The 25,536-nt window shown below is 74.3% G+C and carries 23 protein-coding genes; 18 read left to right on the top strand and 5 right to left on the bottom strand.

Annotation, left to right across the window (positions count from 1 at the left end; translation table 11 throughout):
* The first annotated feature begins 90 nt into the window (after nucleotides 1-90).
* The gene (gene rfbD, locus ACF0H8_RS16760; RefSeq protein WP_395290016.1) at nucleotides 91-942 is read left to right on the top strand and encodes a dTDP-4-dehydrorhamnose reductase; all 852 of its coding nucleotides are present in this window, start codon (nucleotides 91-93) and stop codon (nucleotides 940-942) included.
* Between the two features lie 49 nt (nucleotides 943-991).
* Here the strand turns inward: rfbD and rfbA are convergent, their stop codons facing one another.
* Nucleotides 992-1,864, bottom strand: a complete 873-nt coding sequence (rfbA, locus tag ACF0H8_RS16755) for a glucose-1-phosphate thymidylyltransferase RfbA (RefSeq protein ID WP_395290015.1) — start codon at nucleotides 1,862-1,864, stop codon at nucleotides 992-994.
* Nucleotides 1,865-1,926: 62 nt separating this feature from the next.
* On the opposite strand from rfbA, the gene manA reads away from it, so the two are divergent.
* A complete protein-coding gene (gene manA / locus ACF0H8_RS16750; RefSeq protein WP_395290014.1) occupies nucleotides 1,927-3,156 on the top strand; it encodes a mannose-6-phosphate isomerase, class I in 1,230 nt (409 codons plus the stop codon).
* A 40-nt stretch (nucleotides 3,157-3,196) separates the two neighbouring features.
* Here the strand turns inward: manA and ACF0H8_RS16745 are convergent, their stop codons facing one another.
* Nucleotides 3,197-3,973 carry a TIGR03089 family protein gene (locus ACF0H8_RS16745; RefSeq protein ID WP_395290013.1) on the bottom strand — a complete coding sequence of 259 codons (777 nt, stop codon included), beginning with the start codon at nucleotides 3,971-3,973 and terminating at the stop codon, nucleotides 3,197-3,199.
* A gap of 336 nt (nucleotides 3,974-4,309) precedes the next feature.
* On the opposite strand from ACF0H8_RS16745, the gene ACF0H8_RS16740 reads away from it, so the two are divergent.
* The 3 genes from ACF0H8_RS16740 to ACF0H8_RS16730 all read left to right on the top strand — a co-directional run bounded on the left by ACF0H8_RS16740 (nucleotide 4,310) and on the right by ACF0H8_RS16730 (nucleotide 10,204).
* Nucleotides 4,310-4,567 (top strand): WhiB family transcriptional regulator, encoded by a 258-nt coding sequence (locus ACF0H8_RS16740; protein WP_395290915.1) that lies wholly within the window; start codon nucleotides 4,310-4,312, stop codon nucleotides 4,565-4,567.
* A gap of 13 nt (nucleotides 4,568-4,580) precedes the next feature.
* Nucleotides 4,581-8,189 carry a glycosyltransferase gene (locus tag ACF0H8_RS16735; RefSeq protein WP_395290012.1) on the top strand — a complete coding sequence of 1,203 codons (3,609 nt, stop codon included), beginning with the start codon at nucleotides 4,581-4,583 and terminating at the stop codon, nucleotides 8,187-8,189.
* A gap of 329 nt (nucleotides 8,190-8,518) precedes the next feature.
* Nucleotides 8,519-10,204 (top strand): DUF5719 family protein, encoded by a 1,686-nt coding sequence (locus ACF0H8_RS16730; protein ID WP_395290011.1) that lies wholly within the window; start codon nucleotides 8,519-8,521, stop codon nucleotides 10,202-10,204.
* 86 nt (nucleotides 10,205-10,290) lie between these two features.
* On the opposite strand, the gene ACF0H8_RS16725 is transcribed toward ACF0H8_RS16730, so the two are convergent.
* Together ACF0H8_RS16725 and ACF0H8_RS16720 are read right to left on the bottom strand one after the other, a co-directional pair.
* Complete coding sequence (locus ACF0H8_RS16725; protein ID WP_395290010.1) at nucleotides 10,291-10,944, bottom strand: alpha/beta hydrolase; 654 nt, start codon at nucleotides 10,942-10,944, stop codon at nucleotides 10,291-10,293.
* A gap of 270 nt (nucleotides 10,945-11,214) precedes the next feature.
* A complete protein-coding gene (locus ACF0H8_RS16720; RefSeq protein ID WP_395290009.1) occupies nucleotides 11,215-11,679 on the bottom strand; it encodes a metallopeptidase family protein in 465 nt (154 codons plus the stop codon).
* Between the two features lie 217 nt (nucleotides 11,680-11,896).
* On the opposite strand from ACF0H8_RS16720, the gene ACF0H8_RS16715 reads away from it, so the two are divergent.
* The 6 genes from ACF0H8_RS16715 (at nucleotide 11,897) to ACF0H8_RS16690 (ending at nucleotide 17,070) form a co-directional block, all read left to right on the top strand.
* Nucleotides 11,897-12,310 (top strand): DUF3499 domain-containing protein, encoded by a 414-nt coding sequence (locus ACF0H8_RS16715; protein ID WP_395290008.1) that lies wholly within the window; start codon nucleotides 11,897-11,899, stop codon nucleotides 12,308-12,310.
* Between the two features lie 66 nt (nucleotides 12,311-12,376).
* Complete coding sequence (locus tag ACF0H8_RS16710) at nucleotides 12,377-12,616, top strand: Trm112 family protein (RefSeq protein WP_395290007.1); 240 nt, start codon at nucleotides 12,377-12,379, stop codon at nucleotides 12,614-12,616.
* Nucleotides 12,617-12,914: 298 nt separating this feature from the next.
* Nucleotides 12,915-14,300 carry a family 1 glycosylhydrolase gene (locus ACF0H8_RS16705; protein WP_395290006.1) on the top strand — a complete coding sequence of 462 codons (1,386 nt, stop codon included), beginning with the start codon at nucleotides 12,915-12,917 and terminating at the stop codon, nucleotides 14,298-14,300.
* Nucleotides 14,297-15,442, top strand: a complete 1,146-nt coding sequence (locus tag ACF0H8_RS16700) for a glycosyltransferase (protein ID WP_395290005.1) — start codon at nucleotides 14,297-14,299, stop codon at nucleotides 15,440-15,442. The genes ACF0H8_RS16705 and ACF0H8_RS16700 overlap by 4 nt, the downstream gene beginning before the upstream one ends.
* Nucleotides 15,439-15,747 carry a hypothetical protein gene (locus ACF0H8_RS16695; RefSeq protein WP_395290004.1) on the top strand — a complete coding sequence of 103 codons (309 nt, stop codon included), beginning with the start codon at nucleotides 15,439-15,441 and terminating at the stop codon, nucleotides 15,745-15,747. Before ACF0H8_RS16700 ends, ACF0H8_RS16695 begins: the two co-directional genes overlap by 4 nt.
* Nucleotides 15,748-16,095: 348 nt before the next feature.
* Nucleotides 16,096-17,070 carry a cation diffusion facilitator family transporter gene (locus ACF0H8_RS16690; RefSeq protein WP_395290003.1) on the top strand — a complete coding sequence of 325 codons (975 nt, stop codon included), beginning with the start codon at nucleotides 16,096-16,098 and terminating at the stop codon, nucleotides 17,068-17,070.
* A gap of 341 nt (nucleotides 17,071-17,411) precedes the next feature.
* On the opposite strand, the gene ACF0H8_RS16685 is transcribed toward ACF0H8_RS16690, so the two are convergent.
* Nucleotides 17,412-18,383, bottom strand: a complete 972-nt coding sequence (locus tag ACF0H8_RS16685) for a hypothetical protein (protein WP_395290002.1) — start codon at nucleotides 18,381-18,383, stop codon at nucleotides 17,412-17,414.
* 194 nt (nucleotides 18,384-18,577) lie between these two features.
* Here ACF0H8_RS16685 and ACF0H8_RS16680 point away from each other — a divergent pair, with 194 nt between their 5' ends.
* The 7 genes from ACF0H8_RS16680 (at nucleotide 18,578) to ACF0H8_RS16650 (ending at nucleotide 25,096) form a co-directional block, all read left to right on the top strand.
* Nucleotides 18,578-18,871: a transposase gene (locus ACF0H8_RS16680; RefSeq protein WP_395288084.1), complete on the top strand. Its 294-nt coding sequence runs from the start codon at nucleotides 18,578-18,580 to the stop codon at nucleotides 18,869-18,871.
* A complete protein-coding gene (locus ACF0H8_RS16675; RefSeq protein ID WP_395290914.1) occupies nucleotides 18,844-19,770 on the top strand; it encodes an IS3 family transposase in 927 nt (308 codons plus the stop codon). Before ACF0H8_RS16680 ends, ACF0H8_RS16675 begins: the two co-directional genes overlap by 28 nt.
* Before the next feature lie 659 nt (nucleotides 19,771-20,429).
* Nucleotides 20,430-21,878, top strand: coding sequence for an ABC transporter substrate-binding protein (locus tag ACF0H8_RS16670; protein WP_395290001.1), 1,449 nt, complete (start codon nucleotides 20,430-20,432; stop codon nucleotides 21,876-21,878).
* Complete coding sequence (locus ACF0H8_RS16665) at nucleotides 21,875-22,861, top strand: carbohydrate ABC transporter permease (RefSeq protein WP_395290000.1); 987 nt, start codon at nucleotides 21,875-21,877, stop codon at nucleotides 22,859-22,861. Before ACF0H8_RS16670 ends, ACF0H8_RS16665 begins: the two co-directional genes overlap by 4 nt.
* On the top strand, nucleotides 22,858-23,727 hold the full coding sequence (locus ACF0H8_RS16660; RefSeq protein ID WP_395289999.1) for a carbohydrate ABC transporter permease: 870 nt from the start codon (nucleotides 22,858-22,860) through the stop codon (nucleotides 23,725-23,727). The genes ACF0H8_RS16665 and ACF0H8_RS16660 overlap by 4 nt, the downstream gene beginning before the upstream one ends.
* Complete coding sequence (locus tag ACF0H8_RS16655; protein ID WP_395289998.1) at nucleotides 23,724-24,773, top strand: glycoside hydrolase family 43 protein; 1,050 nt, start codon at nucleotides 23,724-23,726, stop codon at nucleotides 24,771-24,773. The genes ACF0H8_RS16660 and ACF0H8_RS16655 overlap by 4 nt, the downstream gene beginning before the upstream one ends.
* Complete coding sequence (locus ACF0H8_RS16650; RefSeq protein WP_395289997.1) at nucleotides 24,770-25,096, top strand: SHOCT domain-containing protein; 327 nt, start codon at nucleotides 24,770-24,772, stop codon at nucleotides 25,094-25,096. The genes ACF0H8_RS16655 and ACF0H8_RS16650 overlap by 4 nt, the downstream gene beginning before the upstream one ends.
* Nucleotides 25,097-25,536 lie beyond the last annotated feature (440 nt).

Here is a 25,536-nt window from a genome sequence, read left to right as displayed (position 1 = left end):
GGACTAGGGTGTTACGGCGTCCAGCCCGCGGAAGGGCTGACACGGGCCTGGCGGAGCAGGCAGCGACGATCTCGGACGAGAGGGGAAGGTATGCGCTGGTTGGTGACAGGTGCAGGAGGCATGCTGGGCACGGACGTTGTCAGCCTCTTGACGGCGGCCGGCGAGGAAGTAGTCCCGCACACCCGTCAGCAGCTCGACATCACAACCCCTGCGGTCGTCGAGTCGGCGATCGATGACGTGGACGTCGTCATCAACTGCGCGGCCTGGACCGCCGTCGACGACGCGGAGACGCACGAGTCGGAGGCCTTCAGGATCAATGCGGTGGGTCCGCAGCTGCTCGCCCGCGCCGCCAAGCGGGTTGGTGCCCGCATGGTTCAGATCTCTACCGACTACGTTTTCGACGGGCACGCGTCGACGCCGTACGGGGAGGGCGCCGCGATGGCTCCGGCGTCGGCCTATGGCCGCACCAAAGCCGCAGGAGAGTGGGCGGTGCGTGCGGAGACGGATGACTTCCTCATCCTGCGCACGGCGTGGCTCTACGGCGCTCATGGCGGATGCTTCCCGAAGACGATGGCCAGGCTCGCCGCCGAACGGCCGGAGCTGCAGGTGGTCGGCGACCAGGTCGGGCAGCCGACGTGGACGGCCGACGTCGCGGATCTCCTGCGCCGCCTCGTCGACGCGGGAGCGCCCTCCGGCGTCTATCACGCCACGGCAACCGGCTACGTGTCCTGGCACGGGTTCACAAAGGAGATCGTCTCCTCGATCGGCAGGTCACCCGAGATGGTCAAGGAGACGACTTCGGAGGCTTTCGTGCGACCCGCGCCGCGCCCGGCGTTCTCAGTGCTGGGGCACGACGCCCTCGAGCGTGCCGGCGTGGCACCAATCGGCGACTGGGCCGAGAGGTGGCACGCGGCGGCGCCCGACGTGGTGGGCCTCGCCTGAGCCGCGGGCACGAGACCCGAGGACAGCCGACCTGCCAGGCGATCCGATGTCAGCGCACGGGATGGTTCAGTAGGCCGAGCAGGTATTCCCCGTAACCAGACTTACGCAGCGGTTCTGCGCGCTGACGGAGGTCGTCGTCGGTGAGGAAACCCCGGCGCCAGGCCACCTCCTCCGGGCACCCGATCTTGAGACCCTGTCGCGCCTCAACCGTGCGGACGAACGCGCTCGCGTCGAACAGCGAGTCGAAGGTGCCCGTGTCCAGCCAGGCAGTGCCCCGGGGAAGTACCTCGACGCGGAGCCTGCCTTGCTCCAGATACTCCCGGTTGACGTCGGTGATCTCGTACTCGCCGCGGGCGGACGGCTGCAGGCCCTTGGAGATCTCCACGACGTCGTTGTCGTAGAAGTAGAGCCCGGGAACGGCGTACGAGCTCTTGGGATGTGAAGGCTTCTCCTCGAGGGACATGGCCTTGAAGTCTTCGTCGAATTCCACCACGCCGTAGGCCGTGGGGTCCGCCACGTGATAGGCGAAGACGGCTCCGCCGTCGATGCTTTCGAATCGCTTGAGGGTAGTGCCCATCCCAGGCCCATAGAAGATGTTGTCGCCCAGCACCAAGGCGGTGGAGTCGCCGCCGATGAAGTTGTCTCCGATGACGAAGGCCTGCGCCAGCCCGTTGGGCACTTCTTGAACCGCGTACTCGACGTTGATACCGAACTGGGATCCGTCACCGAGAAGCCGGTGAAACGCGGGAGCATCGTGCGGAGTCGTGATGATGAGCACGTCGCGGATGCCGGCGAGTATCAGCGTGCTGAGCGGGTAGTACACCATCGGCTTGTCGTAGACGGGAACGAGCTGCTTGCTCGTGCCCTGGGTGATCGGGTGGAGTCGCGTGCCGGAGCCGCCGGCCAGGATGATGCCTCGCATGCGCTTAGTCTGGCGCATCGTCCGATTACAGTTGTGCGCCGAGTCAAGAGTTGGGATCGGAAGTGCAGAGATTGAGCGGGGTGCCCCGCGACTACGCGTGGGGATCGCACGATGCGATACCCGCTCTCATGGGCGCGGCACCCAGCCAGCAGCCGCTGGCCGAGCTGTGGTTCGGGGCGCACCCAGGCGGTGCGGCTCGCTTTGTGCCGTCCTTCAACGCCCGGGAGGGGGCAGACCATGCCTCCGACGGCGACCTTCGCGCGCTGATCGAGCGTGAGCCAGTCGGGGTGCTCGGTGAGGACGTCGTCAATCGCTTCGGTGCGCAGCTCCCGTATCTCCTCAAGCTCATCGCGCCCGCCCGTCCGTTGTCCCTCCAGGTGCACCCGCACCTCGAGAGGGCGCGGGAGCGGTTCCGGGCGGAGGAGGCGGCCGGCATCCCGGTGGACGCGCCGGAACGCAACTACCGGGACGAGAACCACAAGCCCGAGCTCGTGTTCGCCGTCACGACCTTCGAGGCGATGTGCGGGTTCAGGGCGCCCCGGCGTGCAGCCGAGCTCCTGTCCGGGCTTGGCGTGGACGTCACCGACCGCCTCCACGCGGTGCTGCGCGCGGATCCGTCCGCCGCAGGGATGCGTACGGCCTTCCGTGGGCTTCTCGAGCCCTCCACACGTCCCGAGCGTGCCGAGGTGGATGCAGTGATGGCGGCCTGCGCGGCCAGGCTTCGGAGTGGCTCACCGTCCCCTCGGGCCGACCGGACGGTGGTGATGCTGGGGCGGGAGCACCCGGGGGACCCGGGTGTGGTCGCTTCGCTCCTCCTCAACCCCGTTACGCTGCATCCCGGCGAGGCTCTGTTCGTTCCCGCGGGCGGCGTCCACGCGTACCTTTCCGGGCTCGGGGTCGAGATCATGGCGTCGTCCGACAACGTGCTGCGCGCCGGGCTGACGGCAAAGCACATCGACGTCGCTGAGATGCTTAAGTGCGTCGACTACGTCGCAGCACCGCCGATCCGGCTCGCACCCGAGGTCTTCCACGGGGCCACCAGGGTTTTCTACGCACCGGTGGACGATTTCGAACTCTCGGTCACCGAGCTCGAGGACGCGGGCCGTGCTTCCCAGCACCCCCTCCCCGGTCGCGGGCCACGCGTCATCCTGTGCCTCGCGGGCGAGGTCGAGGTTGCCACTGCCACGGATACGGCCACGTTGACGCGTGGCGAGGCGATCTTCGTCCGGGCTGACGAGGGCGGAGTGTCCGTTCGCGGAAGCGGCACGCTCGTCCAGGCTGACGTGCCGTGACCTGCTCGTCCCCGCATGGCCGGGTGACGCCGTCAGGCCGTCACCACCGCACTTCCACCCGCTCCTCCTGCGCGATCCGGTCCAGCCTCTCGGCCGGTGTCCCCGGCTCGGCCAGCACCAGCGACCCGCCGGAGCGCCACACCGCCAGCGCCTGCTCGAGCAGCTGCTCGATCGTGCCGGGGGAGACCAGCACCCGCACCGGGGCGGCCTCATCGTCCGCGTCGTCGGCTGCGGCGCCGTCGCCGAGCTCAGCCGAACCCGTGGCCCAGGACGTCAGCTCGCCGTAGGTCGCCTCGAGGTCGTCGCTCGTCAGGGCGAGGTCGTCGTCCTCAGGCTCGCTCACGTAGCTGAGCGCGTCCCCGTACGTCATCACCTCGGCGGCGGCGTCGACGACGCCGCCGGGCAGGTCGTCGCCGTCCCACCGCATGGCCAGCGCCGGCAGGGCGACGGCGAGCACCAGGTCGGCCGCGTCCTCGCCGGGCGCCTCGCCTGGGCGGTGCGTCACCACCACCTGGGCCTCGCCGTCGCTGTCCTCCGTGCCGGGCAGCACCAGTTGAGCCCCGGCCGTCCAGGTCGCGAGCGCCCACACGAGGGAGCGCCAGTGCACCGGCAGGTCGAGCACGACCTTGGTGCCGGGCTCGGCGTCGGCCTCCTCGATGAGCAGGTTGGCCGCCTTCGTCACCCAGTTGGCCAGCACCCGCCCGGACAGCTCGGTGCGCTCGCCGTCGGCGCCGTACCAGGTGAGGCGCGGGCTCGTGGCCTCGGTGCCCGCGAAGGACGCGAGCAGGTCGCCGGGCAGGGTCTGGGGAAGGCTCATGCCGGTCAGCCTAGGGTTTGGCGGCGTGTTGAGCGCCGAGTTGCGGCCTCCTCCGGGGCGTGATCGGCTCGCCCTCAGGTGAATACGGGGTGACTCGTCCATAACAATCTGGCAACGGCCGTCGCGACACGCCGCCCGACACGCCGCATTCGTGGCCCTGGCCACAAAAGTGCCCGTCCGTATAGCACTCAGGGGCTTGACGGAACAGGATGACACGCGTGTAATTTCATGCAGAGAAGCCGCTGATAGCGAACGAGGGAGACAGCCGTGTGGAACATTCTCGGTGACGGTCCGCTGGCCTCGGGCACGGCGGCGACCGAGCGCGTCTCCGCCGACGTGCTCAGCCTGTTCCAGGACGGCGGCGACGACGACGGCGCGCTCGCCTGGCAGGACCGCGCCCTGTGCGCGCAGACCGACCCCGAGGCGTTCTTCCCCGAGAAGGGCGGCTCCACCCGCGAGGCGAAGCGGGTGTGCACCTCCTGCGAGGTGCGCGCCGAGTGCCTCGAGTACGCCCTGGCCCACGACGAGCGCTTCGGCATCTGGGGCGGCCTGTCCGAGCGCGAGCGTCGCAAGCTCAAGCGCCGCGCGGTCTGAGGCGCCCGCCGGCATGGCGGAACAGCGTTTCGCGTCATCAGTTCCCGCACGGCCCTCCACCCTCGCGGTGGTGGTCAGCGCGGGGGTCTCCGCCTACCTCCCGCGCACCCTCGCCGCCCTCGCGCGGCAGCGCCACCTGCCCGACGTCGTCCTCGTCGTCGACGTCGTCGGCCCGGGCAAGGACCTGGGCACCGGCGTCCCCGTCCACGAGGCGGTCGCGGCCGCCGGCCTGGAGGACGTCACCCGGGTCCGCGTGGTCAACGCCCCCGAGGCCGGCACCTTCGGCGAGGCCGTCCGGCAGGGGCTCGTGCAGTATGTCGCCCTCGTCGAGCGCGCCGCCGCCAAGGCCCGCAAGCGCGGCTACGCCCTCACCGGCGCCCGCACATCCTGGTCGGGCGTGACCGGCGAGCTCAACCCCGTCACCACCGGCGAGATTCGCGCCGTCGGCGCCCACGGCGCCGAGCCGGACCGCGACGCCGCCCCCGACTGGCTCTGGCTGCTGCACGACGACTCCGCCCCCGACGCCGCCGCCCTCGACCACCTGCTCCACGCCGCCGAGTCCGGCCGCTCCATCGCCGTCCTCGGCGCCAAGCAGCGCGACTGGGACGAGCCTTCCCGCCTCCTCGAGGTCGGGCTGCGCGCCACCCGCTCCGGCCGTCGCCTCCCGGACATCGAACCCGGCGAGATCGACCAGGGCCAGCACGACCACCGCGAGGACGTCCTCGCCGTCGGCACGGCCGGCGCGCTGGTCCGCCGGGACGTCTGGCAGCAGCTCGGCGGCACCGACCCCGCGCTCGGGCCCTTCGGCGACGGCCTGGACCTCTCCCGCCGCGCCCGGCTGGCCGGTCACCGCGTCGTCGTCGTCCCCACGGCGATCGTCTACCACGCCCGCGCCTCCTACCTCGGCCTGCGCGGCCAGGGCGGGCCGCCGGCCCTCGCGCTCGACGGCGTGGGCGCGGCCGCCGCCGTGGGCCAGACCCAGCCCGACGCCCGCCGCTCCTTCCCCGCTCGGCGCCGCGCCCAGGTCTACAACGCCCTCCTCGCGGCGCCCGCCGCCGTCCTGCCGCTCCTCGCGCTCGGCCTGCTGGTGCTCGCCCCGCTGCGCGCCCTGTGGCGCGTGGCCACCAAGGAGCTCACCCTCGCCGGCGCCGAGCTGACCGCCGTCGCCGGCGCGCTGCGCCCCGGCGCCCTGTGGCGCGCCCGCCGCGCCGAGAAGCGCACCCGCCGCATCCCCGCCCGCTCCCTGGCGCCGCTGGAGGCCACCGGCAAGCAGGTCCGCCGCGCCCGCCGCGACGCCCGCCGCCAGCTCGCGGCCGCCCGCCGCGCCACCCAGGCGCCCAGCGAGCTGGAGATCGCCGAGCGCGCGGCGCTGGCCCGCAGGCGACGGATCACGCTCGCTGCCCTGGCGCTGGTGCTCGTCGCCGTCTCGCTGGCCACCTTTCTACCGGTCGTCCTCGGGGGCGCGCTCACCGGCGGGGCGCTGCTGCCCGCCGACGCGGGCCTGGCGGAGATGTGGCGCGCCGCCCGCTCCGGCTGGGTGCCCGCCGGCGACGGCGCCGTGGGACCGGCCGACCCGCTCCTGCAGGTCCTCGCCGTCCTCATGCTGCTCGTCGCCCCGTTTGGCGCCGACGCCAACGCCCTGGTCGCCGCCCTGGTGCTGGCCGCGATCCCGCTCGCCGGGGTCGGCGCGTGGTTCGCCGCCGGCGCCGCCACCCGCTCGGTCGCGCTGCGCGCCTGGGCCGCGCTCGTCTGGGCGCTGGCGCCGTCGCTGCTCCTCGCGCTCGGCCAGGGCCGCCTCGGCGCCGTCCTGGCCCACCTCGCCCTGCCGTGGGTGGCCCTGGGCCTGGCCCGCACCGCCGGGGTGAACCGGCGCGACGTCGTCCTCTCCGGCCTCGTCGGTGCCAGGCGCACCGCCCTGGCTCGCGCCCGGGAGGCCGGCGGCGCCGCGGCCGCCGACGGGGCCGAGGCCGCGCCCGCCGACGCGGCCGCGCGGGACGACCACCGCGTCCACGCCGGGTCCATCGCCGCCGCGGCGGGCGCCTCGCTGGCGCTGGCGGTGGCGGCCGCCGGCGCGCCGGTGCTGCTGCCCGCCGCGATCGTGCTGGTCGTCCTGCTCGCGCTGGTGGTGCCCCGGCGCCGCCGCTGGGTGCTTGCCGTGCCGCTGCCCGCCCTCGCGCTGCTCGGCCCGCTGCTCGTGGAGGCGCTGCGCGACGTCGATGCCGGCAGCTGGCGCCTGCTGCTCGCCGACCCCGGCGCCCCCTACGCCTCCGTGCCCGGCCCGTCCTGGCTGGCGCTGCTCGGCTGGCCCGTCGCGCCGCCGGCCTTCCCGGGCCCGGGCGAGACGGGCTGGGTCGGCGCCGTGGGCCGGTGGGCGCTGCTCGCCGGCGGCGTCACCCTGGTGCTCGCCGCCCTGGCCGCGCTGCTGCGGGGCACCGGCCGCGCCCGCGCGGTGCGGGCCGGCTGGCTGGTCGCCGTCGTCGGCCTCGCGGTGACGCTCGCGAGCTCCCGCACGGACGTCGCGCTCGGCGCCGGCCCGGCGGGCGCCACCGAGCTGGTCCGTGGCTGGCCCGGCACCGGCGTCAGCCTGGTGGTCCTCGGCCTGCTCGTCGCCGCCGTCGCCGGGGCCGACGGGCTGCGCGGCGCGCTCGGCGCGCGCAGCTTCGGCTGGGCGCAGGTGGGCGCCACCGCGCTCAGCGTGCTGGCCTTCCTCGGCCCCCTCGTTACCGCGGGCGGCTGGGCGGTCGCCGCCCGCCAGGGTTACGAGCGGCCGACGGCGCTGCTCGCCGTCGAGGGCCGCAGCGCCCCGCCGGTGCCCGCCGTGGCGGCCGAGATGCAGGACTCACCGCAGCGCTCCCGCGCGCTGGCGCTCACCCCGGTGGGCGACACCGTGCGCGCGGAGGTCTGGCGCGACCGCGGCCCCCAGCTGACCGAGACGTCCGCCGCCGTGGCCGCCCGCGACCTGGTCGGCGCCCCGGCCGCGGAGCCCGCCGCGCCGGACGACGCCGCGGACGCCGAGCTCGCGCAGCTCGTCGCCGGCCTGAGCGTCGGCGCGGGCCAGGCGGGCGTCGCCGACCGGCTCGGCGCGCACGCGATCGGCATCGTCATCGTGCCGCCGGAGAAGGACTACCTGCCCGCCGGCACCGAGCCGCGCACGGCCGAGCGCCGCGCCCTGGTCGCCGAGCTCGACGCCACCGCCGGGCTCGAGCGCATCACCGAGAACGCCTCCGGCGCCGTCTGGCGCGTGGCCCGCGGGGACGGCGACGACGCCGCCTCCTCCGTCGCCCGCGCCCGTGTGGTCGACGCCGAGGGGGAGTGGGTGCGGGACGTCGACGCCGGCGCCGTGCAACTCCGCACGGTGCTGCCCAGGGGGCCGGAGGGCCGCACGCTCGTGCTGGCCGAGCGGGCCGACGCCGGCTGGCGCGCCTGGTACGACGGGCGGCCGCTGCGCGCCACCAGCGACGGGTGGCGCCAGGCGTTCGAGCTGCCCGCGCACACCGGCACGCTGACGGTGCGGTACGAGGCGCCGCTGGGTACCGCGTGGGCGTGGCTGCAGGGCGGCGTGTTCGCCCTGGCGGTGCTGCTCGCGCTGCCGATCCGGCGCCGACGGACGGAGGTCGAGTGATGGGCTGGCGCTGGAAGGACCGCCGGAGGGACGAGGCGGACACGCCGCGGGCCGTCACCGACGGCGGGCGGGCGGAGTCCGGCGACGGGACGCGTGCCGAGCGCGCGGCCGGCGAGCCCGGGACTCCCGCGCCGGCCGAGCGCGAGTCCGCGGCCCACGGGCCTGCCGAGCCCGCACCCGCAGCCCCCGAGCCTGCCGAGCCCGCACCCGCAGCTCCCACGCCTGTTAGGGCGGCGCCCGCGGCCCTCCCGCCTAGCGAGCCCTCGTCCGCGGCCCACGGGCTTGACGAGCGCGCGCCCGCGGCCCCCGAGCCCGCCGAGCCTGACGGGGTGCCGGCGGACGCGACGGCGCCGGCCGGCACCCCTGCGCCCGAGACTCCCACGGCGAGCGAGCCCGCGCCCGACGAGGCTGGGGCGGACGCCGCGGCCCCGGTTGGGAGGCCGCTCAACGGCGCCACCGCGGCCCGCCGCCGGGAGCCGCGCGGTCGCGTGGTGCTGCGCCGGGCCGGCGCCACGACGTCGGCGCTCGTCCTGCTGGCCGCCGCGGCGGGCATCGTCGTCGCGGGCGAGTACCTCCCCGCCGCGGACGCCACCGACGTGGCCGCGCCCCGGGTGGACGTGCCGGCCGGCACCTTCACCGCCGTGTGCGCCGGACCGCCGTCCCAGGTCGGCGACGCCGGCATGTCGGTGGACCCCGAGCTCGCGGGCGACGTCACGAGCACCACCCGCACCCAGCTGCTCACGCTGCCGCGGGAGGACGCCGCCGCGGCCGAGGGCGCGTACACGCTGGTGGGCGGCGGCGCGCCCCAGCAACTCGCCCGCACCGGCGAGGTGCGCGGCGCCGTCGTCGAGCCGACGGGCGCCGGGCTGCTCGAGGCCGAGCCCGCCGGGGACCTGACCGCGCTCGCCGCCGGCGCGACCGTCGCACGCACCGACGCCGGCGACCTGCGCGGTCTGACCGCCACCGCCTGCGAGGCCCCCGCCACCACGACCTGGCTGGTCGGCGGCTCCACCGAGGTGGGCGACAGCGCCCAGCTCGTGCTGACCAACCCCGGCCAGACCCCCGCCACCGTGGACGTGGCCGTGTGGACGTCGCTGGGCGCCACCGTGGCGCCGCTGCTCAGCGGCGTGGTCGTCGCTCCCGGCGAGCAGACGACGGTGCTGCTCGAGGCCGCCGTCACGGCGGACCCGCAGCTCGCGCTGCGGGTGGACGCCAGCGGCGGGGAGGTCACCGCCGTCGTCCGGGACCACCAGCTCGACGGCGTCGTCCCGGCGGGCATCGACAACGTCACGACCGCCCGCGCCCCGGCGCTCACGCAGACCATCCCCGGCGTGGTGCTGGCGGAGTCGGACGTGGAGGACTCCGCGTCCTCCCTCGTGCGGCTCGTCAACCCGGGCGAGGAGGTCGCCACCGCGGCGGTGAGGCTGCTCGGCCCCGACGGCGAGCAATCCATCCCGGGCGCCGAGGCGGTCGAGCTCTACCCGGGCGCCGTCGTCGACATCACCCTCGCCGGCATCGCCCCCGGCGCCTACGGCGTCGAGATCACCTCGGACCAGCCGGTGACCGGCGCGGTCCAGCTGGCCCGCACCGGTAGGCCGGGACAGCTGGACCCGGACGTGGCCCCCGTGGACCGCGCCTGGACGCCCGCCGCCGCGCCGCTCAACTCCGGCACGCTCCTCGTGCCCGGCGCCGGCGACGTCGTCGGCGCCGCCAGCGTCACGCTGACCAACCCCGGCGACGCCGAGGTGCGGGCCGAGCTCGTCCCGGTCAGCGCCGCGGGCGCCGTCGGCGAGCCCGTGGCCGTGACCGTGCCCGCCCGCGGGACGGCCGCGACGGCGACGGCGGACCTGGGCGACGACGTCGCGGCGGTGCACGTGCGCGCCGAGGGCGCGGGCGTGGCGGCCGCGGTCGTGCTCACCGCGCCGGCCGCGGACGGCGAGCTCATCTCGGTGCTGCCGGCGATCAGCGACCCGCACGACGACCGCTCGGTGCGCGTCGAGGTGCTGAGGCGGTAGGGCGGACCCACGGTCGCAGGCTAGGCAGGCCGCGCGGTCGCTTCGCTCGGCATACCAGCAGACTTACGGGCAAGCCTGCCGATCGGTTATGCGGCGATGTCGCCGCGCACGCGCGCCAGCAGCTGCCGGGTGGCGACGACCTGCTCGTCGTGGATGGCGTGCGCGTCGCCCGCGCAGACCTGCAGCTCGACGTCGGCGCCGCGCAGCCACAGGGCGTCGGCGGTCTCCTCGACACGGCGCATCGGCACGTGCGGGTCCGCCTCGGCCACCGACACCAGCACCGGGCGGCCGTCCCAGCGGCCCTCCACCGGCGGGCGGGTGCCGGCCGGACCGAGGTACCCGCCGGCGAGCAGGACGGCGCCGGCGTAGGTCAGCGCCGGCGAGGCCACGATGTGGTGGGCCAGCACGCTGGCGCCCTGGGAGAACCCGAGCAGCACGGTGCGGGCCGGGGCGAAGCCGGAGCGGGTGATCTTGGTCAGCGCGGCCTCGACGGCCAGCAGGGCGTCGTCGAGCTCGGGCCGGTTGGCGTCGAGGTCGTCGGTCAGCGCGCCGGGGTACCAGCTGCCGGAGGGGGAGATGGGCGCGAAGTACGCCGCCCGGTGGTCGGCCACCCGGCGGGTGAGCGCCCTCATGTCGTCGGCGCCCTGGCCGATCCCGTGCATCACCAGCACTGCGGTGGTGGCCGTGTTGAGCGGGGCTCCCCACCGCTCCACGGCTGGTTGCGACGGGCCGTCCGTCATTTGGTCGCCTCCCGGGGCCTTGCGAACTCGTGCCGATCTCTCGGCGTGATGGAGGTGTCCCGTGAGGACCGCTTGATCAACCCATCGGAAGAACCGTACCCCGGATAAGGACGCGCGTGGTTTGAAAGGTCGGCCTCAGCCCCTGCCAGCGGGCACCGCCGGGAGGGCCGGAACGCGCCCGGATGCCGCCGTCAGGTGCGAATTTCCGCCGTCTCTGGAGGCGGCCCGGGGGGAGCGGGCAGCCCGCCGGGCCGCCCGCGGCACGGCAGGTCAGTAGCCGTCCGGGTACTCCGGGTCGACCTCCTCCGGGGCCCGCCCCAGCATCGCCGCGACCTGCTCCACGAGCACCAGGCGCACGATCGTCTCGATCTCCTCGGCGTCCTCGGCCCGCGCGAGCACCGGGCGCCGGTAGACGACGATGCGGTGGGTGAGCCCGCCCACGGCGTCGGCGGGGAAGTAGCGCCCGAGCGCCACGGTGCGGTGCTCCCAGGGCGCCGGGTCCGACGGCGGGACCTCCTCGACGGCGAACTCCACCCCGTCGAGCTGCTTGGCCCAGCGCCGCTCCAGCCGCCGCACGCAGCGCAGCACGACGTCGTCGAACTTGTCCGCACGCGTGCGCCAGCCGGGCAGCGACGGCGGGATGAGCGGACCGCGGAGCCCGCGGCCGTGCCGGTCGCGCCGCCGCGCCGGCGTCCGCGCGGGCAGCGCGGGCACCGGGGGCTCGACGTCAGGCACCCGACGAGGCTAGCCGAGGCCGCTGCGGTCGAGCTGGCGGTCCGGCGGCGCGGCCGGGCTCGCCGGTGCGGCGGCGGGGGTGCGCACCCGGCTCGCCGGTCCGACGGCGGGGGCGACCGGCTCGCCGGCGCGGTTGCCGACGGGCCACGAACGGGGTAGGCGGGCCCACGGCGTGGATGCGCCGGTCCGCGGGCGCGAGGATGTAGCGTCGGCAGACGTGAGAGCCGTACGCCAGTGCAGCAGGGCCGCCTGCGACCGTGCCGCCGTGGCCACGCTCACGTACGTCTACGCCGACTCCACGGTCGTCCTCGGCCCGCTCTCGACCGCCGTCGAGCCCCACGCCTACGACCTGTGCGACGTGCACGCCGAGCGCCTGACCGTGCCGCGCGGGTGGGACGTCGTGCGGCTGGCCACCGAGTTCAAGCCCGCCGCGCCCTCCAACGACGACCTCGTCGCCCTCGCCGACGCCGTCCGCGAGGCCTCCCGAGCCAAGCCGCACGCGGCCGCGCCCGCGCAGCGGCCCGGCTCCGCCGTCCCTGCGCCCGTCACCCACCACCTGCCCGAGCCGGCCGCCGACGGCGAGATCGGCCGCCGCGGGCACCTGCGGGTGCTGCAGGGCGAGGGGGAGTAGCCCCCGCCGTCCGCCGTCGCCCCGGCGGTACGCTGGCCGCAGACCCCCACACGCAGGAGCACCGGCATGAGCGAGACGACTTCCCGCACCTTCAACTTTGGCGTCGACCCGTGGGTGCGGCGGATCCTGCGCTGCCCGGTCACCGGCACCGAGCTCGTCGACAGCGTCGGCCCGGACGGTACGCCCGAGCTGGTCTCCACCAGTGCGGCGAACCCGCTGGCGTACCCGGTGCGCGACGGCGTGCCCATCCTGCTGGCGTCCGAGGCGCGGCGCGTGGACAGCGTGCCCGGCATCGACGAGGAGTAGACCGCCCTCCAGCGGGCGTGCCGTCAGGCACGGCGGCGCTGGTTCTCCCGCGGCGGCGCTGGTTCTCCCGCGGCGGCGCTAGGTCTCCATGCGCCGCGTCGCGGTCTCTCGGTGCCGTGTTCGCAGCGCGAACTCTTCGAACACGCGGCCGGTTGTGTTCTGCGACCGTTACCGCCACCGCACGGCCGGGCATCCAGCTGGTCGGCCGTCCGGGTGCCTGTCGTCGACACCTGTGCCAATGTGTGCACCTCGTGCGGCCGGACGGCGACGTCGGCCATCCACCGAGGCGGAGGCGCGGATGGGTGTTCCCGAGCGGGACCTGCAGCCCCTGCCCGGGAACGGGCGCACCGTCGTGGCGGGCTTCGAGAGCACCTACGTCCCCGCCTTCGGGGTCGACGCCCTCGAGCTGACCCACCACGCCCGGCGCTGGCCGGAGGACCTCGACGCGGTCCTGGACACCGGGGTGCGGCACCTGCGCTATCCGCTGCGCTGGCACCGCATCGAGCCCGAGCCCGGCCGGTTCGACTGGGCGGAGACCGACGCCGTCCTCGGGCACCTGCGTGAGCGCGGCGCGGTCCCGATCGTCGACCTGGTCCACCACACCAGCTATCCCGACTGGCTCTCCGACGGCTTCCGCGGCCGGGACTTCGGCCCGGCGTTCTTGCGGTTCGCCGAGGCGGTGGCCACCCGGTACCCGTGGCTGCCGGCGTACACGCTGTTCAACGAGCCCTTCGCCACCCTCTTCCTCGCCGGGCACCAGGGGCTGTGGCCGCCGTACGACACCGGCGACGACGGGTTCGTCCGCCTGCTGCGCTCCGTCCTGCCCGCGCTGGCCGAGGCCGCCGCGTGCTGGCGCGACCTGCTGCCCGGCGCCCACCACGTCTGGGTGGACACCGCCGAGCACCACACCGGCGTCGGCCCCGGCCTCGACCACGCCATCCTGTGCAACGACCGGCGCCACGTCGTCCTCGATCTCGCGCTCGGGCACGACCTCGATCCCGAACGGCCGTACCTGCGACAGCTGCTCCAGGCGGGCGGCGAGCCACTCCTCGCGCTGCCGCCCGTGCAGGTGGACGTTCTGGGCCTGGACTACTACTCCCACTCGGAGTGGTACTACGACGAGGTCAGCGGGCACGCGCCCTCCCCGCACCCGGTCGGCTTCGCCGCCGTCGCGGAGGTCTACGGCCGGCGCTACGGGCTGCCGATGATGCTCACCGAGACCAACGTGCGCGGCCTGCCCTCGGACCGGGTGTCCTGGCTGCGCCACATGCTCGAGGAGTACGAGGCCGCGCTGGCCCGCGGCGTGCCGCTGCACGGGTTCTGCTGGTTCCCCCACGTCAGCTCCTGCGACTGGGACTCCCTGCTGGCCCTGTGCCGGGGCCGGGCGGACCCGGTGGGCGTGGTCGACCTGCTCGACGACGGTGCCCGCGAGCGGACCGTGTTCACCGACGCCTGGGAGGCGGCGGTGGCCGGCGCGCCCGTCACCGACCTGCCCGCCTACCGGTTCCAGGCGCCCTGCGACGCCGAGCTCGCCGGGCTCCTGCCGCGGATGGCGCACTGGCCGTGGCAAGACGCGCCGCCCGCCGAGCGGGTCCCGCCCATGGACCTCGACGTCGCCCCGACCGATCCCCAACCCGATCCCGCGCCGATGGCCGGCGTGGGCTCCCGAAGGAGGCAGCTGTGACCAGTCCCGACCTCGTCGTCGTCTCGCACCTGCGCTGGTCCTGGGTCTGGCAGCGACCTCAGCACCTGGTCTCCCGGCTGGCGCGGCGGCGGGCCTCCGGCGGCGCCCGGACGTTCTTCGTGGAGGAGCCCCTGCCCACAGACGTGCCTGGCCCGCGGCTGCGCACCGAGCAGGTCGACGGCGTCACCCGGATCTGGCTGGAGATCCCCGGCTCCCCCGACGAGGACCCGTCGCCGAACTTCGACGACCCCCGCGCCCGCGGCTACGCCGACCTCCTCGCCGGACTGCTCGCGCGCCTGGGCCGCCCGGCCGCGCCAGATGTGTGGCTCTACACCCCCATGGGCCTGGACCTGGCCCGGCGCCTCACACCCGGGCGGGTGGTCTACGACGTCATGGACGACCTCGCCTCCTTCCTCAAGGCGCCCAAGGGACTGATCCTGCGCCAGCAGCGCCTGCTGGCCATGGCCGACCTCGTCTTCACCGGCGGCCGCTCGCTGCACCGGGCGGTGACGGCGCAGCGCAGGGACGGCGTCCACCTTTTCCGCAGCGGCGTCGAGGCCGGCCACTACGCCGCGGCACGGGAGCTGCGCCGGCCCCGGACCACCCACGTGGCCGGCTACGTGGGGGTCTTCGACGAGCGCATCGACCTGCCGCTGGTGGCCGACCTGGCCGCGCGGCTGCCCGACTGGACCGTGCGGATCGTCGGGCCCATCTTCAAGATCGACAAGGCCTGCGCGCCCACGGCCCCGAACATCGAGTACGCCGGGATGATGAGCTACGAGGACCTGCCCGCCGCGATGGCCGGCTTCGACGTCGCCCTCATGCCCTTCGCGCTCAACGAGGCCACGCGGTCCATCAGCCCCACCAAGACCCTGGAGTACCTCGCCGCCGGGCTGCCGGTGGTCTCCACGCGGGTGCCGGACGTCGTCGCCGACTTCGCCTCCGTCGTCCACCTGGCCGACGACGGCGCCCAGTTCGCGGCGGCGTGCCGGCAGGTGGCCGAGCACGACTGCGCCATGCGTGACGAGCGGGTGGCGCCCCTCCTTGCGCGGCAGGAGTGGGACGCCATCGCCCACGCCATGACCCGCCTGCTCGACGCCGGCGCCGGTGCCGGCCGCCGGGCGGGGGAGGCGACGGCATGAGCGTGGAGGGCGCCCGGCCCACGCCGCTCGCGCAGGACATGGACCACGCGCACCGGCTGGCCGTGGCGGCGGCGACGGCCGGCCTGCAGGACGCCGGGCTCGGGCCGGCGCGCCTGACCGGGGAAGGCGTGCGGCTGCTGGCGGACGCGGCGGTGTCCTCGGCGACGCCGTTCCTGCGCGCGCCGCTGCTGGCGCGCCTGTCGCGGGTGTTCCTGCTCCATCCCCCGCCGGGCGGCGTGGCCGAGACGTGCCCCACCTGCGCGGTGCCGGTGCCGTGCGCGACGGCGCAGGCGCTTGTCACCTGACGCGGGGATGCCGGCGGTGCGCGGGGGTGTGCCGGTCGGTCCGGGTGCGCACGGAAAGTCGGTCGGTCGGGGCCGGCGACGGCGGGCGCGGCCTGAGGTCGGACGTGCCCGGTGGGCGGGGGCGGCCTGAGGTCCGACGGTTCCGGATGGGCGGGGGCGGCCTGAGGTCCGACGGTTCCGGATGGGCGGGGGCGGCCTGAGGTCCGACGGTTCCGGATGGGCGGGTGCGGCCTGAGGTCCGACGTGCGGACGACGCGTGGGCGGCACCGCCCGGGCCATGACGTGCGCCGCACCGCGGACGCACTAACGTGTGGCCCCGAGATTCCGTTGACCGAGCGAGGAGCACACATGTCGGCGAGCGGTGGGACCCGGGCGATCATGGCCGCCCTGACGGCGAACATCGGCATCGCCATCTCGAAGTTCGTCGCGTACGTGCTGACCGGCTCGAGCTCGATGCTGGCGGAGTCGATCCACTCCGTCGCCGACTCGAGCAACCAGGTGCTCCTGCTGATCGGCGGCAAGCGGGCGGCCCGCCGCGCGTCCGCCGTCCACCAGTTCGGCTACGGCCGCGCCCGCTACGTCTACGCCTTCATCGTCTCCATCGTCCTGTTCACCCTCGGCGGCCTCTTCGCGCTGTACGAGGCGTGGCACAAGTTCGCCGACCCCCACCCGATCGAGTCCTGGCAATGGGTGCCCGTGACGGTGCTGGTGGTCGCGATCGGCCTGGAGACGCGTTCCTTCTGGGTCGCGATCCAGGAGGCGAACGCCGTCCGCGGCAAGCGTCCGATGATGGAGTACGTCAAGACCTCCCGGTCTCCGGAGATTCCGGTCATCCTGCTGGAGGACTTCGGCGCGCTGGTGGGCCTCGTATTCGGCCTCTTCGGCGTGAGCATGACCCTGGTGACTGACGACGGCCGCTGGGACGCCGTGGGGTCCGCGGCCATCGGGGTGCTGCTCGTGATCATCGCGGTGTTCCTGGCCATCGAGATGTACTCGATGCTCATCGGCGAGTCGGCGATGCCGGAGCACCACGACGCCATCGAGCGCGCGCTGCCCGGTGAAGGCGTGGAGCACGTGATCCACATGCGCACCATGCACCTCGGCCCCGATGACGTCCTCGTCGCGGCCAAGGTCGCCGTCCCGGCCGGGTCGACCGCCGCGGAGATCTCCGCCGCCATCGACCGGGCGGAGGAGCGCGTGCGGGCCGCCGTGCCGCTGCGCGCCCAGATCTACCTCGAGCCGGACGTGTACAGCGCCGAGCGGACCACCGGCGGGTCCACCGCCGCCGGCCCGGCCGGCGAGCCGGTGGTGCCGGGGCACTGACGAGACGTCCCGGTCGCACTGCGCGGGGGCGCTATCACGGTTCCCACACGAGCCCGGCGAGCGCGTCGAGCACCTCCGGGTCGGCGCGCCCGCACGGGTGCAGCGCCCGCCGTCCCGGCCACCCAGCCGTCCGCTCGCTCACCCCCGTCCTCACCCCCGTCCGCTCGCTCGGCCGCGCCGTCGGTCGATCCCGCCGTCCGCTTGCTCGGCTCCGCCGTCGGTCGATTCCGCCGTCCGCTCGACGCGCGCCGGCCCGTCCAGCGGGCTGTCCCACGCCGGCCTCTCCAGCGGGCTCGACCCGCGCCGGCCCGTCCAGCGGGCTCCGGAGTAGTTCCGTCAGGCTATTCCTGACGATGTTCACCCAAAGACGCCACCGCGCATGCCGGGCCGCACGGCCTCGGCATGCCCGCCCACCCGCGCGAGCGCAGGGCGATCGCTACCTGGCGAGCCACCAGGCACGGTGTGACGGTCACATGGCGCCAGCGGTACCGCAGCGTGAGCTCGCGGGCGAGGACCGTGACAGCGTTGTCGCGCCAGACGTCTGCGTCCGTGCGGCCGTACGGATGGGCGAGCTGGCCATCGAGCTCTACACGGACACCGAGGCGGGCGTACCGGCAGTCGGCCCGCAGCCAGGTGCCGTCGAGCGCCTCACGGGATTGAAGAGTGGACCGGGGGAGGCCATGGCGGCGCTCGATGCGGTGGTAGCGGTACTCGAGTGCCGACTCGACGCCAAGATCGACGGCCGACAACAGCTCGCGCAGCAGCCGCCGGTGCCGCAGCCTGGGTAGCCGGTCGGCCTGATCGAGAATCTGCTCCGAGCGGAAGTTGCGCTGCACCGCCCGGCACAGGAGGCTGACGGCCTCGTCCTCGGTCGTGGTGGGTAGGTCGATGAGGTCGAGCACGGTCTCGATCGGGCCCGTGGCGCGCAACCGCCCCCATGCCTGCGGTATGTGGCGGCGGTACCGGATCAGCAGCCCAGGCTGGTGCCGGATGCGCCGCTCGTGCGGCACGCTGACGTGGATCATCGCCCCCGGAGAGTCGACGAGGTTGTGGTGGAACGCCGCGCTGGTGTGGCTCAGCGCTGCGCCGCGGCCGGCGTACAGCAGCGCCGCACGGGCCGTGCTTCGCCACCGGGGACGTCCGGTGTGCGTCAGGTAGACACCGGGAAAGAGCCGCGTCCAGCGCTTTCGTGTCACCTGTCTCGAGATCCAGTCCGGCGTCGCGCCGCAGGCGATCAGCTGCGCTCGCGTGACCACGCCGTCCTGCCCGGTCGCGAGCCGCTCGATGCGGTCGATGTCCGCGCGAGCTGCCATGGCGAGATGCTGAAGGTGCAGACGTCGTCCCTGCGGGGGCTGACCCCCGTGTTGTGGACGGATCGGCATCGTCGCGGCGGTGTGCGGCTGGGGAGCTGGGAGCGTTTCACACGCGGGGCCCGCGCACCCGTCTGGTGTGCCATTGTGGGCTTCCCCTCTTATCGTGGAGGCATCGCCCCCAAGGAGGAACGGCGATGGAGACGCGGCGGAGGTTCGACCGGGAGTTCAAGGAGGGCGCGGTGCGGATCGTCCGGGAGACCGGCAAGCCGATCGCGCAGGTCGCCCGGGAGCTGGGCATCAACGACGGCACGCTGGGGAACTGGGTCGAGCTCGACCGGCGGGCGCGCGAGGGCGGGGACGGCACGCTGGAGGAGAGCGAGCGCGCCGAGCTGCGCCGGCTGCGCAAGGAGAACGCCGAGCTCGCGATGGAGCGTGATGTGCTCAAGCGCTCGGTCGCCCTCTGGGTCAAGGAAGCGATGGGGCACTGAGCCTGGCTGCCTTCATCGCCGCCCAGAGGGCAGTGCACCACGTCCCGTACGCGGTGTCCTGCCGCGCCCTGGGGGTCTCCCCGGCCTGGTTCTACAAGTGGGTCGGCGGGGAGGTCTCGGTGCGGCGTAAGCGCCGGGCGGCGCTGGCCGCCCAGGTCGCCTATCTCTTCGCCCGGCACCACGGCACCTACGGCTCCCCGCGGATCACCGCGGACCTGCGTGCGGCCGGCTGGCGGGTCTCGGTGAACACCGTCGCGGCGCTGATGGCCGAGCAGCACCTGGCCGCCCGGCCCAAGCGCCGACGCCGCGGCAGCACGCGGGCCGACCGGCGCGCCCGCAAGGCCCCCGACGCCCTGGGCCGCGACTTCGCCCCGCCGCCGATACCCGATCAGCGCTGGTGCGGGGACCTGACCGAGCTGCCCACCGACGAGGGCAGGTTCTACCTCGCCGCGGTGCTGGACCTGCACTCGCGCCGCTGCGTCGGCTTCGCGATGGACGCCCACCACGACGCCCCGCTGGCCCGGGCGGCCCTGTGCGTGGCGATCGCGAGCCGCGGCGGGTCCGTGGCCGGCGTGGTCTTCCACTCCGACCAGGGCGGGGAGTACACCGGGGAGATCTTCGCCCGGGCCTGCCGCAGCGCCGGCGTGACCCAGTCGATGGGCCGCACCGGCTCCGCGCTGGACAACGCGGTCAGCGAGAGCTTCAACAGCACCGTCGAGTTCGAGCTGCTGCGCCGGCACCACTTCGCCACCCGCGAGCAGGCGCGCCGCGTGACCGCCGGATGGATCGATGAGTACAACACCACCCGCCGGCACTCCACCGACGCCATGCTCAGCCCCGTCGAGTACGAACGCTCCCTCGCCACCGGCCAGGGCCACCGGGACAAGCTCGCGGCATGAACCGCGCCGCACAAGCAGGCGGAGGCGGCTGCGCCGCCCGATCTCATCCGGCGCACCGCCCGCGCGGCCCAGGGTGGCGGTGCCGCCCCTCCGGCCTCAAGGGTCGCTGCGCGATCGCTGCGCGACGGCCTCCGGCCGCCCTTGACCCCGGAGCCTCTGCGACCCCGCCCGCGAGCCAGGACGCGGACAGGACGCCCACTAATCAGGTCTCCACGGTTCCAGGGGATTGCCATTGTCAGGGTATTCCTGACGTTTCTTACCCGGTGGCTCACGGGGGTGGGTGGTGGCAGGGGGGCTGGTGGCAGGGGTGGCTGCTGGCAGGTGGTGGCTCGCGCGCGGCGAGGGTGGTCGCTCATGCGCGGCGCAGGGAGTGGCTCGTGCGCGGCGCCCGGTCGGACGGCCGCCCCACCCGCCGGCGCCTGGCGCCCGGCAGTGCGGCGGCCCGGCAGTGCGGGCGGGCCCCGGCAGTGCGGCGGCCCGGCAGTGCGGGCGGGCCCCGGCAGTGCGGCGGCCCGGCAGTGCGGGCGGGCCCCGGCAGTGCGGCGGCCCGGCAGTGCGGGCGCTCCCCGGCTGGACGGCCGGCGCCCGGCTGTGCGCCGCGCAGCCAGTGCGCAGCGCCTTCGCCGTCTCGGTCGTGCCCCGACACAGATGGGGCTAACGTGACGACTGTCACAGTCGACGGCGACGGTGAGGTGGTGGGTGATGGGGGACGGCCTGATCTCACGGCGGGACGGCAGCAGCGGCGCGACCTCCGGGGGGACCTCCGAGGCGGGAGATCGCGCCGGGACCTGGGCGGCATCTCGCGGCGGGACTTCCTCGCGCTGTCGGCGACGGTGGGCGCGGGCGCCGCGCTCGCGGCGTGCGCCAACCCGGAGCCGCTGGTCGAGACCGGTCCGCCGCTCGGCGGCGGCTACGACGGCCCGCCGGTGACCATCGAGTACTGGAACGGGTTCACCGGCGGCGACGGCCCCGCGATGCGCCAGCTCGTCGCCGACTTCAACGACAGCCAGGATCTCATCACCGTCAAGATGAACGTGGTTCAGTGGGCGCAGTACTACCAGCGCGTGGTCGCGGCGGTGCACGCCGGGCAGGGCCCGGACGTCGGCGCCATGCACGTCGAGCAGCTCGCCACCCAGGCCGTGCGGCAGGGCATCAACCCGCTCGACGACGTGGTCGAGGACCTAGGCCTGTCCGCCGCGGAGTACCCGACCGAGGTGTGGGAAGCCGGCGTCTACGACGGCCGGCGCTACGGCATCCCGCTGGACGTGCACTCCCTCGGCAGCTACGGCAACCGGGAGGTCCTGCAGCAGGCCGGCATCACCGCACCGCCGGCCACCGGGGAGGAGCTGGAGGCGCAGCTCACGGCGCTGGTCGGGGCGGGGGTGGAGACCCCGTTCTGGATGCCCAACCGGTGGCCGGCGCACCTGATCTTCTACTCGTTGGTGTGGCAGTTCGGCGGGGAGCCCTACGCCGCCGACGGCACGGCCGCGACGTTCGACAGCGACGCCGGCGTGCAGGCCCTGACGTGGATGACCAGCATGGCCGAGCTGGGCTTCAGCCCGCAGAACGTCGCGCTCGACTCGCAGTACACCGCGTTCAAGAACGGCGAGGGCGCCTACACCTGGGACGGCATCTGGCAGATCAACGACCTGCTCACCACGGCCGAGAACATCGACTGGACGCTCGCGCCGATCCCCACCATCGGCACGGAGCCGGCGGTCTGGGCGAACTCCCACCAGCTGGTGCTCTTCCGCAGCCGCCGGCCCGACGAGAACCGGCTGCTCGCCAGCAAGGAGTTCCTGCGCTACCTGGTGGACAACTCGGCCGCCTGGGCCGCGGCCGGCATGATCCCCGCCCGCTCCGAGGCCCGCGAGACCCAGGAGTTCCGGGACAGCCCCCAGGCCGCCATCGCCGAGGCCATCCCGGCCATGCGGTTCCTGCCACCGGTCCCGGCGCTGGGCGAGGTGCAGGTGCAGACCCTGGAGACCGCCGTCTCCAACGCCGTCCTCGGCCGCGCGGACCCGGCGTCCGCCCTGAGCGCCGCCGCCGAGCAGGCCACCGCCATCATGCAGGCGAACCTGCGCAAGTTCGAAAGGGGAGGCTCGTGAGCGAGGCAGTCCTCGGGCGCGGTGCCGTCGTCGCCGCCGCGCCCGACACGCCCGCGCAGGCCCGCACCGCCGGCCGCGCGCGCGACAACCGCGACGGCTGGCTGTTCCTGGCCCCGTACCTGGTGATGTTCGCCGTCTTCGTCATCCTGCCGACGGCGATCGGTATCTGGATCAGCCTGCACGACTACGACTACACGCTGCCCGAGAAGCCGTTCATCGGGCTGGACAACTACGCCGGCCTGCTCAGCGGCGACTCGCCGTTCGCCGCGCCGTTCTGGAGCGGCATGGAGGCCACGGGGATCTTCACCCTCTTCTCCGTGCCGCTGCTGCTGGTGGTCCCGCTGGTCGTGGCCCTGGCGATGAACCTGAAGTTCCGCGGTCGGAACTTCTTCCGGGCCATGTACTTCGCCCCCTTCGTGCTCGGGGTGGCGGTGGTGGCGGTGCTGTGGCGGTACCTGCTCGACACCAACATCGGGCTGGTCAACTACTACCTCGACCTGGTCGGGCTGTCCGGGTCCATCCCGTGGCTCACCCAGCTGCCCTGGGCGTGGGTGTCGCTGGTGGGGGTGACGCTGTGGTGGACGCTGGGGTTCAACACGGTCATCTATCTGGCGGCGCTGCAGGACATCTCGCCCGAGCTGTACGAGGCCGCGAAGATGGACGGCGCGAACGCCTGGCAGCGGTTCTGGAACATCACCCTGCCGGGGCTGCGGCCGGTGCTGCTGTTCATCACCAGCGTCACGATCATCGCCTCGGTCAACATGTTCGGGCAGTCCTACCTGATGACCATCGGCGGGCCCGGCCAGGAGACCCGCACCGCGATCTACCAGATCGCGGAGACCGGCCTGACCAGCTTCAACTCCGGCGTCGCCTCCGCCATGTCGATGATCTTCTCGGTCTTCCTGGCGGTGATCAGCGTGGCCGTGTTCTTCCTCTTCCGTGAGCGCAACCCACGGGGGGCCGGAGGAGGGGAGGAAGCATGAGCACCGCGACCGCGACGAGGCCCACGGACCAGACCGGCGGACGGCGGAGGACCAACCGCTGGCTGCTGTACGCGCTCCTGGTGATCCTGACCCTGATCTTCATCTCCCCGCTGCTGTACATGCTCTCCACGTCGTTCAAGACGACGGCGGGGGCGGCGGCGCCCGCCCCGCAGTGGATCCCGGTCGAGCCCACCACCCAGGCGTACGAGTCGATCCTCACGACCAGCGGCACGCCGGTGCTGCGCTGGCTGCTCAACAGCGTGGTGGCCGCGGCGGCGCAGACGCTGCTCATCCTGGTCACCGCGTCCATGGCCGGCTACGCCCTGGCGCGGATCGACTTCAAGGGCAAGCGGATCATCTTCGCGCTGATCATCGCCACCCTGTTCGTCCCGCCGGTGATCCTGCTGATCCCGAACTACCTCGTGGTGGGGCGGCTCGGCTGGCTCGACACCCTGCTCGCCGTCATCCTGCCCGGCGCCGCCGGCGCGTTCGGCGTGTTCTTCCTGCGGCAGTTCTTCCTCGGCCTGCCCGTGGAGCTGGAGGAGGCCGCGCGGATCGACGGGGCGTCCCGGTGGCGCACCTTCCGGCAGATCATCCTGCCGCTGTCGCGCCCGGCGCTGGTCACGCTCGCGCTGCTGTCGTTCCTGACCAACTGGAACGACTTCCTGTGGCCGGTGTACGTGCTGTTCTCCCCGGAGAACCAGACGCTGCCCGCGGGCCTGTCGACGCTGCAGAACGCCAACGCGGTGCGCTACGACCTGCTGATGGCCGGCGCCGTCATCGCCAGCGCGCCGGTGCTGCTGCTGTACTTCCTCGCCCAGCGCTACATCGTCGAGGGGGTCGGTCGGGCCGGGCTGAAGGGATGAGCAGGACGCAGCGGGCCTACACGAACCCGGTGTGGCCGCACTACTTCGCCGACCCGTTCGTCCTCGCCGCCCAGGGCCGGTACTACGCGTTCGGCACCGGGCCGGGGGAGGCCGAGCAGTCGCTGCTGGCGCTGGCCTCGGAGGACATGGTGCACTGGCGCGACCTCGGCGTCGTGCTCGCGCCGGACGCCGTCCCGTCCGACGCCACGAACCTGTGGGCGCCCGAGGTCGCGGCCATGGACGGGGCCTACGTCATCTACTACTCCGCCGGCGTGGGGGACGTCGGGCACCGGCTGCGGGCGGCGACGGCGGAGCGGCCGGAGGGCCCGTACACCGACCTGGGCGCGCAGCTCGCCCCGGACGAGCCGTTCGCCATCGACCCGCACCCCTTCCGCGACGACGACGGCGCCTGGTACCTCTTCTACGCCGTCGACCGGCTGGAGGCGGCGCGGGTGGGCACGGCCGTCGTGGTGGACCGCATGCTCGGCCCCGACCGGCTGGCCGGGGATCCGCGGCCCGTGGTGGCGGCGACGGCGGACTGGCAGCTGTTCCTGGCCGGCCGGCCGATGTACGGCGCGACCTACGACTGGTACACGTGCGAGGGCCCGTTCGTGGTCAAGCGGCAGGACCGGTACTGGTGCCTGTACTCCGGCGGGAACTGGCAGCAGCCCACCTACGGGGTGTCGGTGGCGTCCGCGCCGCACCCGCTGGGGCCCTGGACTGAGGAGCCCGGGACGGGCCCGCGGGTCATCCGCACCCGGCCCGGCGTCGCGCACGGGCCCGGGCACGCGTCCGTGGTGACCGACGGCGCCGGGACGGACTGGCTCGTCTACCACGCCTGGGACCCCGCCGGCGGGGCGCGGCGCATGTTCGTCGACCGGCTGCGCTGGACCGAGCGCGGGCCGGTGTGCGCCGGGCCCACGAGCACGCCGCAGGCGGCGCCGGCCCTCGCCCCGGGCGCCGCGCACCCCGACGACGGGCACCACCTGAGGCGCGCCGGCGAGTCGGCGGCGCGCGCCGACGGCGAGGAGGCCGCCGGACCGTGACCCGCGCCCGCGGGACACTGACGAGAGGGGACGTCATGTGGTACGGCATGAACGGCGGCTGGGCGTGGGGCATCTTCGGGCTGCTCTTCGCGCTGCTGCTCATCGCGGCGATCGTGGTGCTCGTGCTGGTGGCCATCCGGATGATCCGCGGGCTGGGGCAGCAGGGGCAGCAGCAGTCCGGGTGGACGACGGGCGGCGGGCCGGGCCAGGGCGCCGGGCCCGGCGGCGTCACCCCCGCGCGGCGCATCCTCGACGAGCGCTTCGCCCGCGGCGAGATCGGGCTCGAGGAGTACCACGAGCGCCGGAGGCACCTCGACGGCTGAGGGGGGCGGCGCATCGGTCGTGGCCTGGCGGCCGAGCCCGAGCATCGGCGTCGAGCACGTCGAGCACGTCGAGCACGTCGAGCACTGCGAGCACTGCGAGCTCTTCGAGCACTGCGAGCTTTTCGAGCACTGCGAGCTCGCCCGGCAGGCTGGTGCCATGGCCGGTTGTGACGCGCCGCGGGACCGGCCGCCGCGGGCGGCGGGCCACTACGTTCCAGACATGATCAGATCGGCCACGCGGCAGGCGGTGCCTGGCCGTCGCGCCCGCGGCACGCCGAGAATGGGGCCTGTCCGGCGCCCTCCGACGGGGGCATAATCGGGGTCTGCTCCTGAGAAGTCCGGCGGCACCCGGGGCCTCACGCATCGGCGCCTGAGGCACCAGGTCGAAGCCGCCGGCACCACGGCCGAGAGGCCACCAGCTCACGCCGCATCGCGGGGGA

This window comes from Georgenia sp. AZ-5, assembly GCF_043952095.1.
Classification (GTDB): domain Bacteria; phylum Actinomycetota; class Actinomycetes; order Actinomycetales; family Actinomycetaceae; genus Georgenia.
This window is presented reverse-complemented; position numbering and strand designations above follow the sequence as displayed.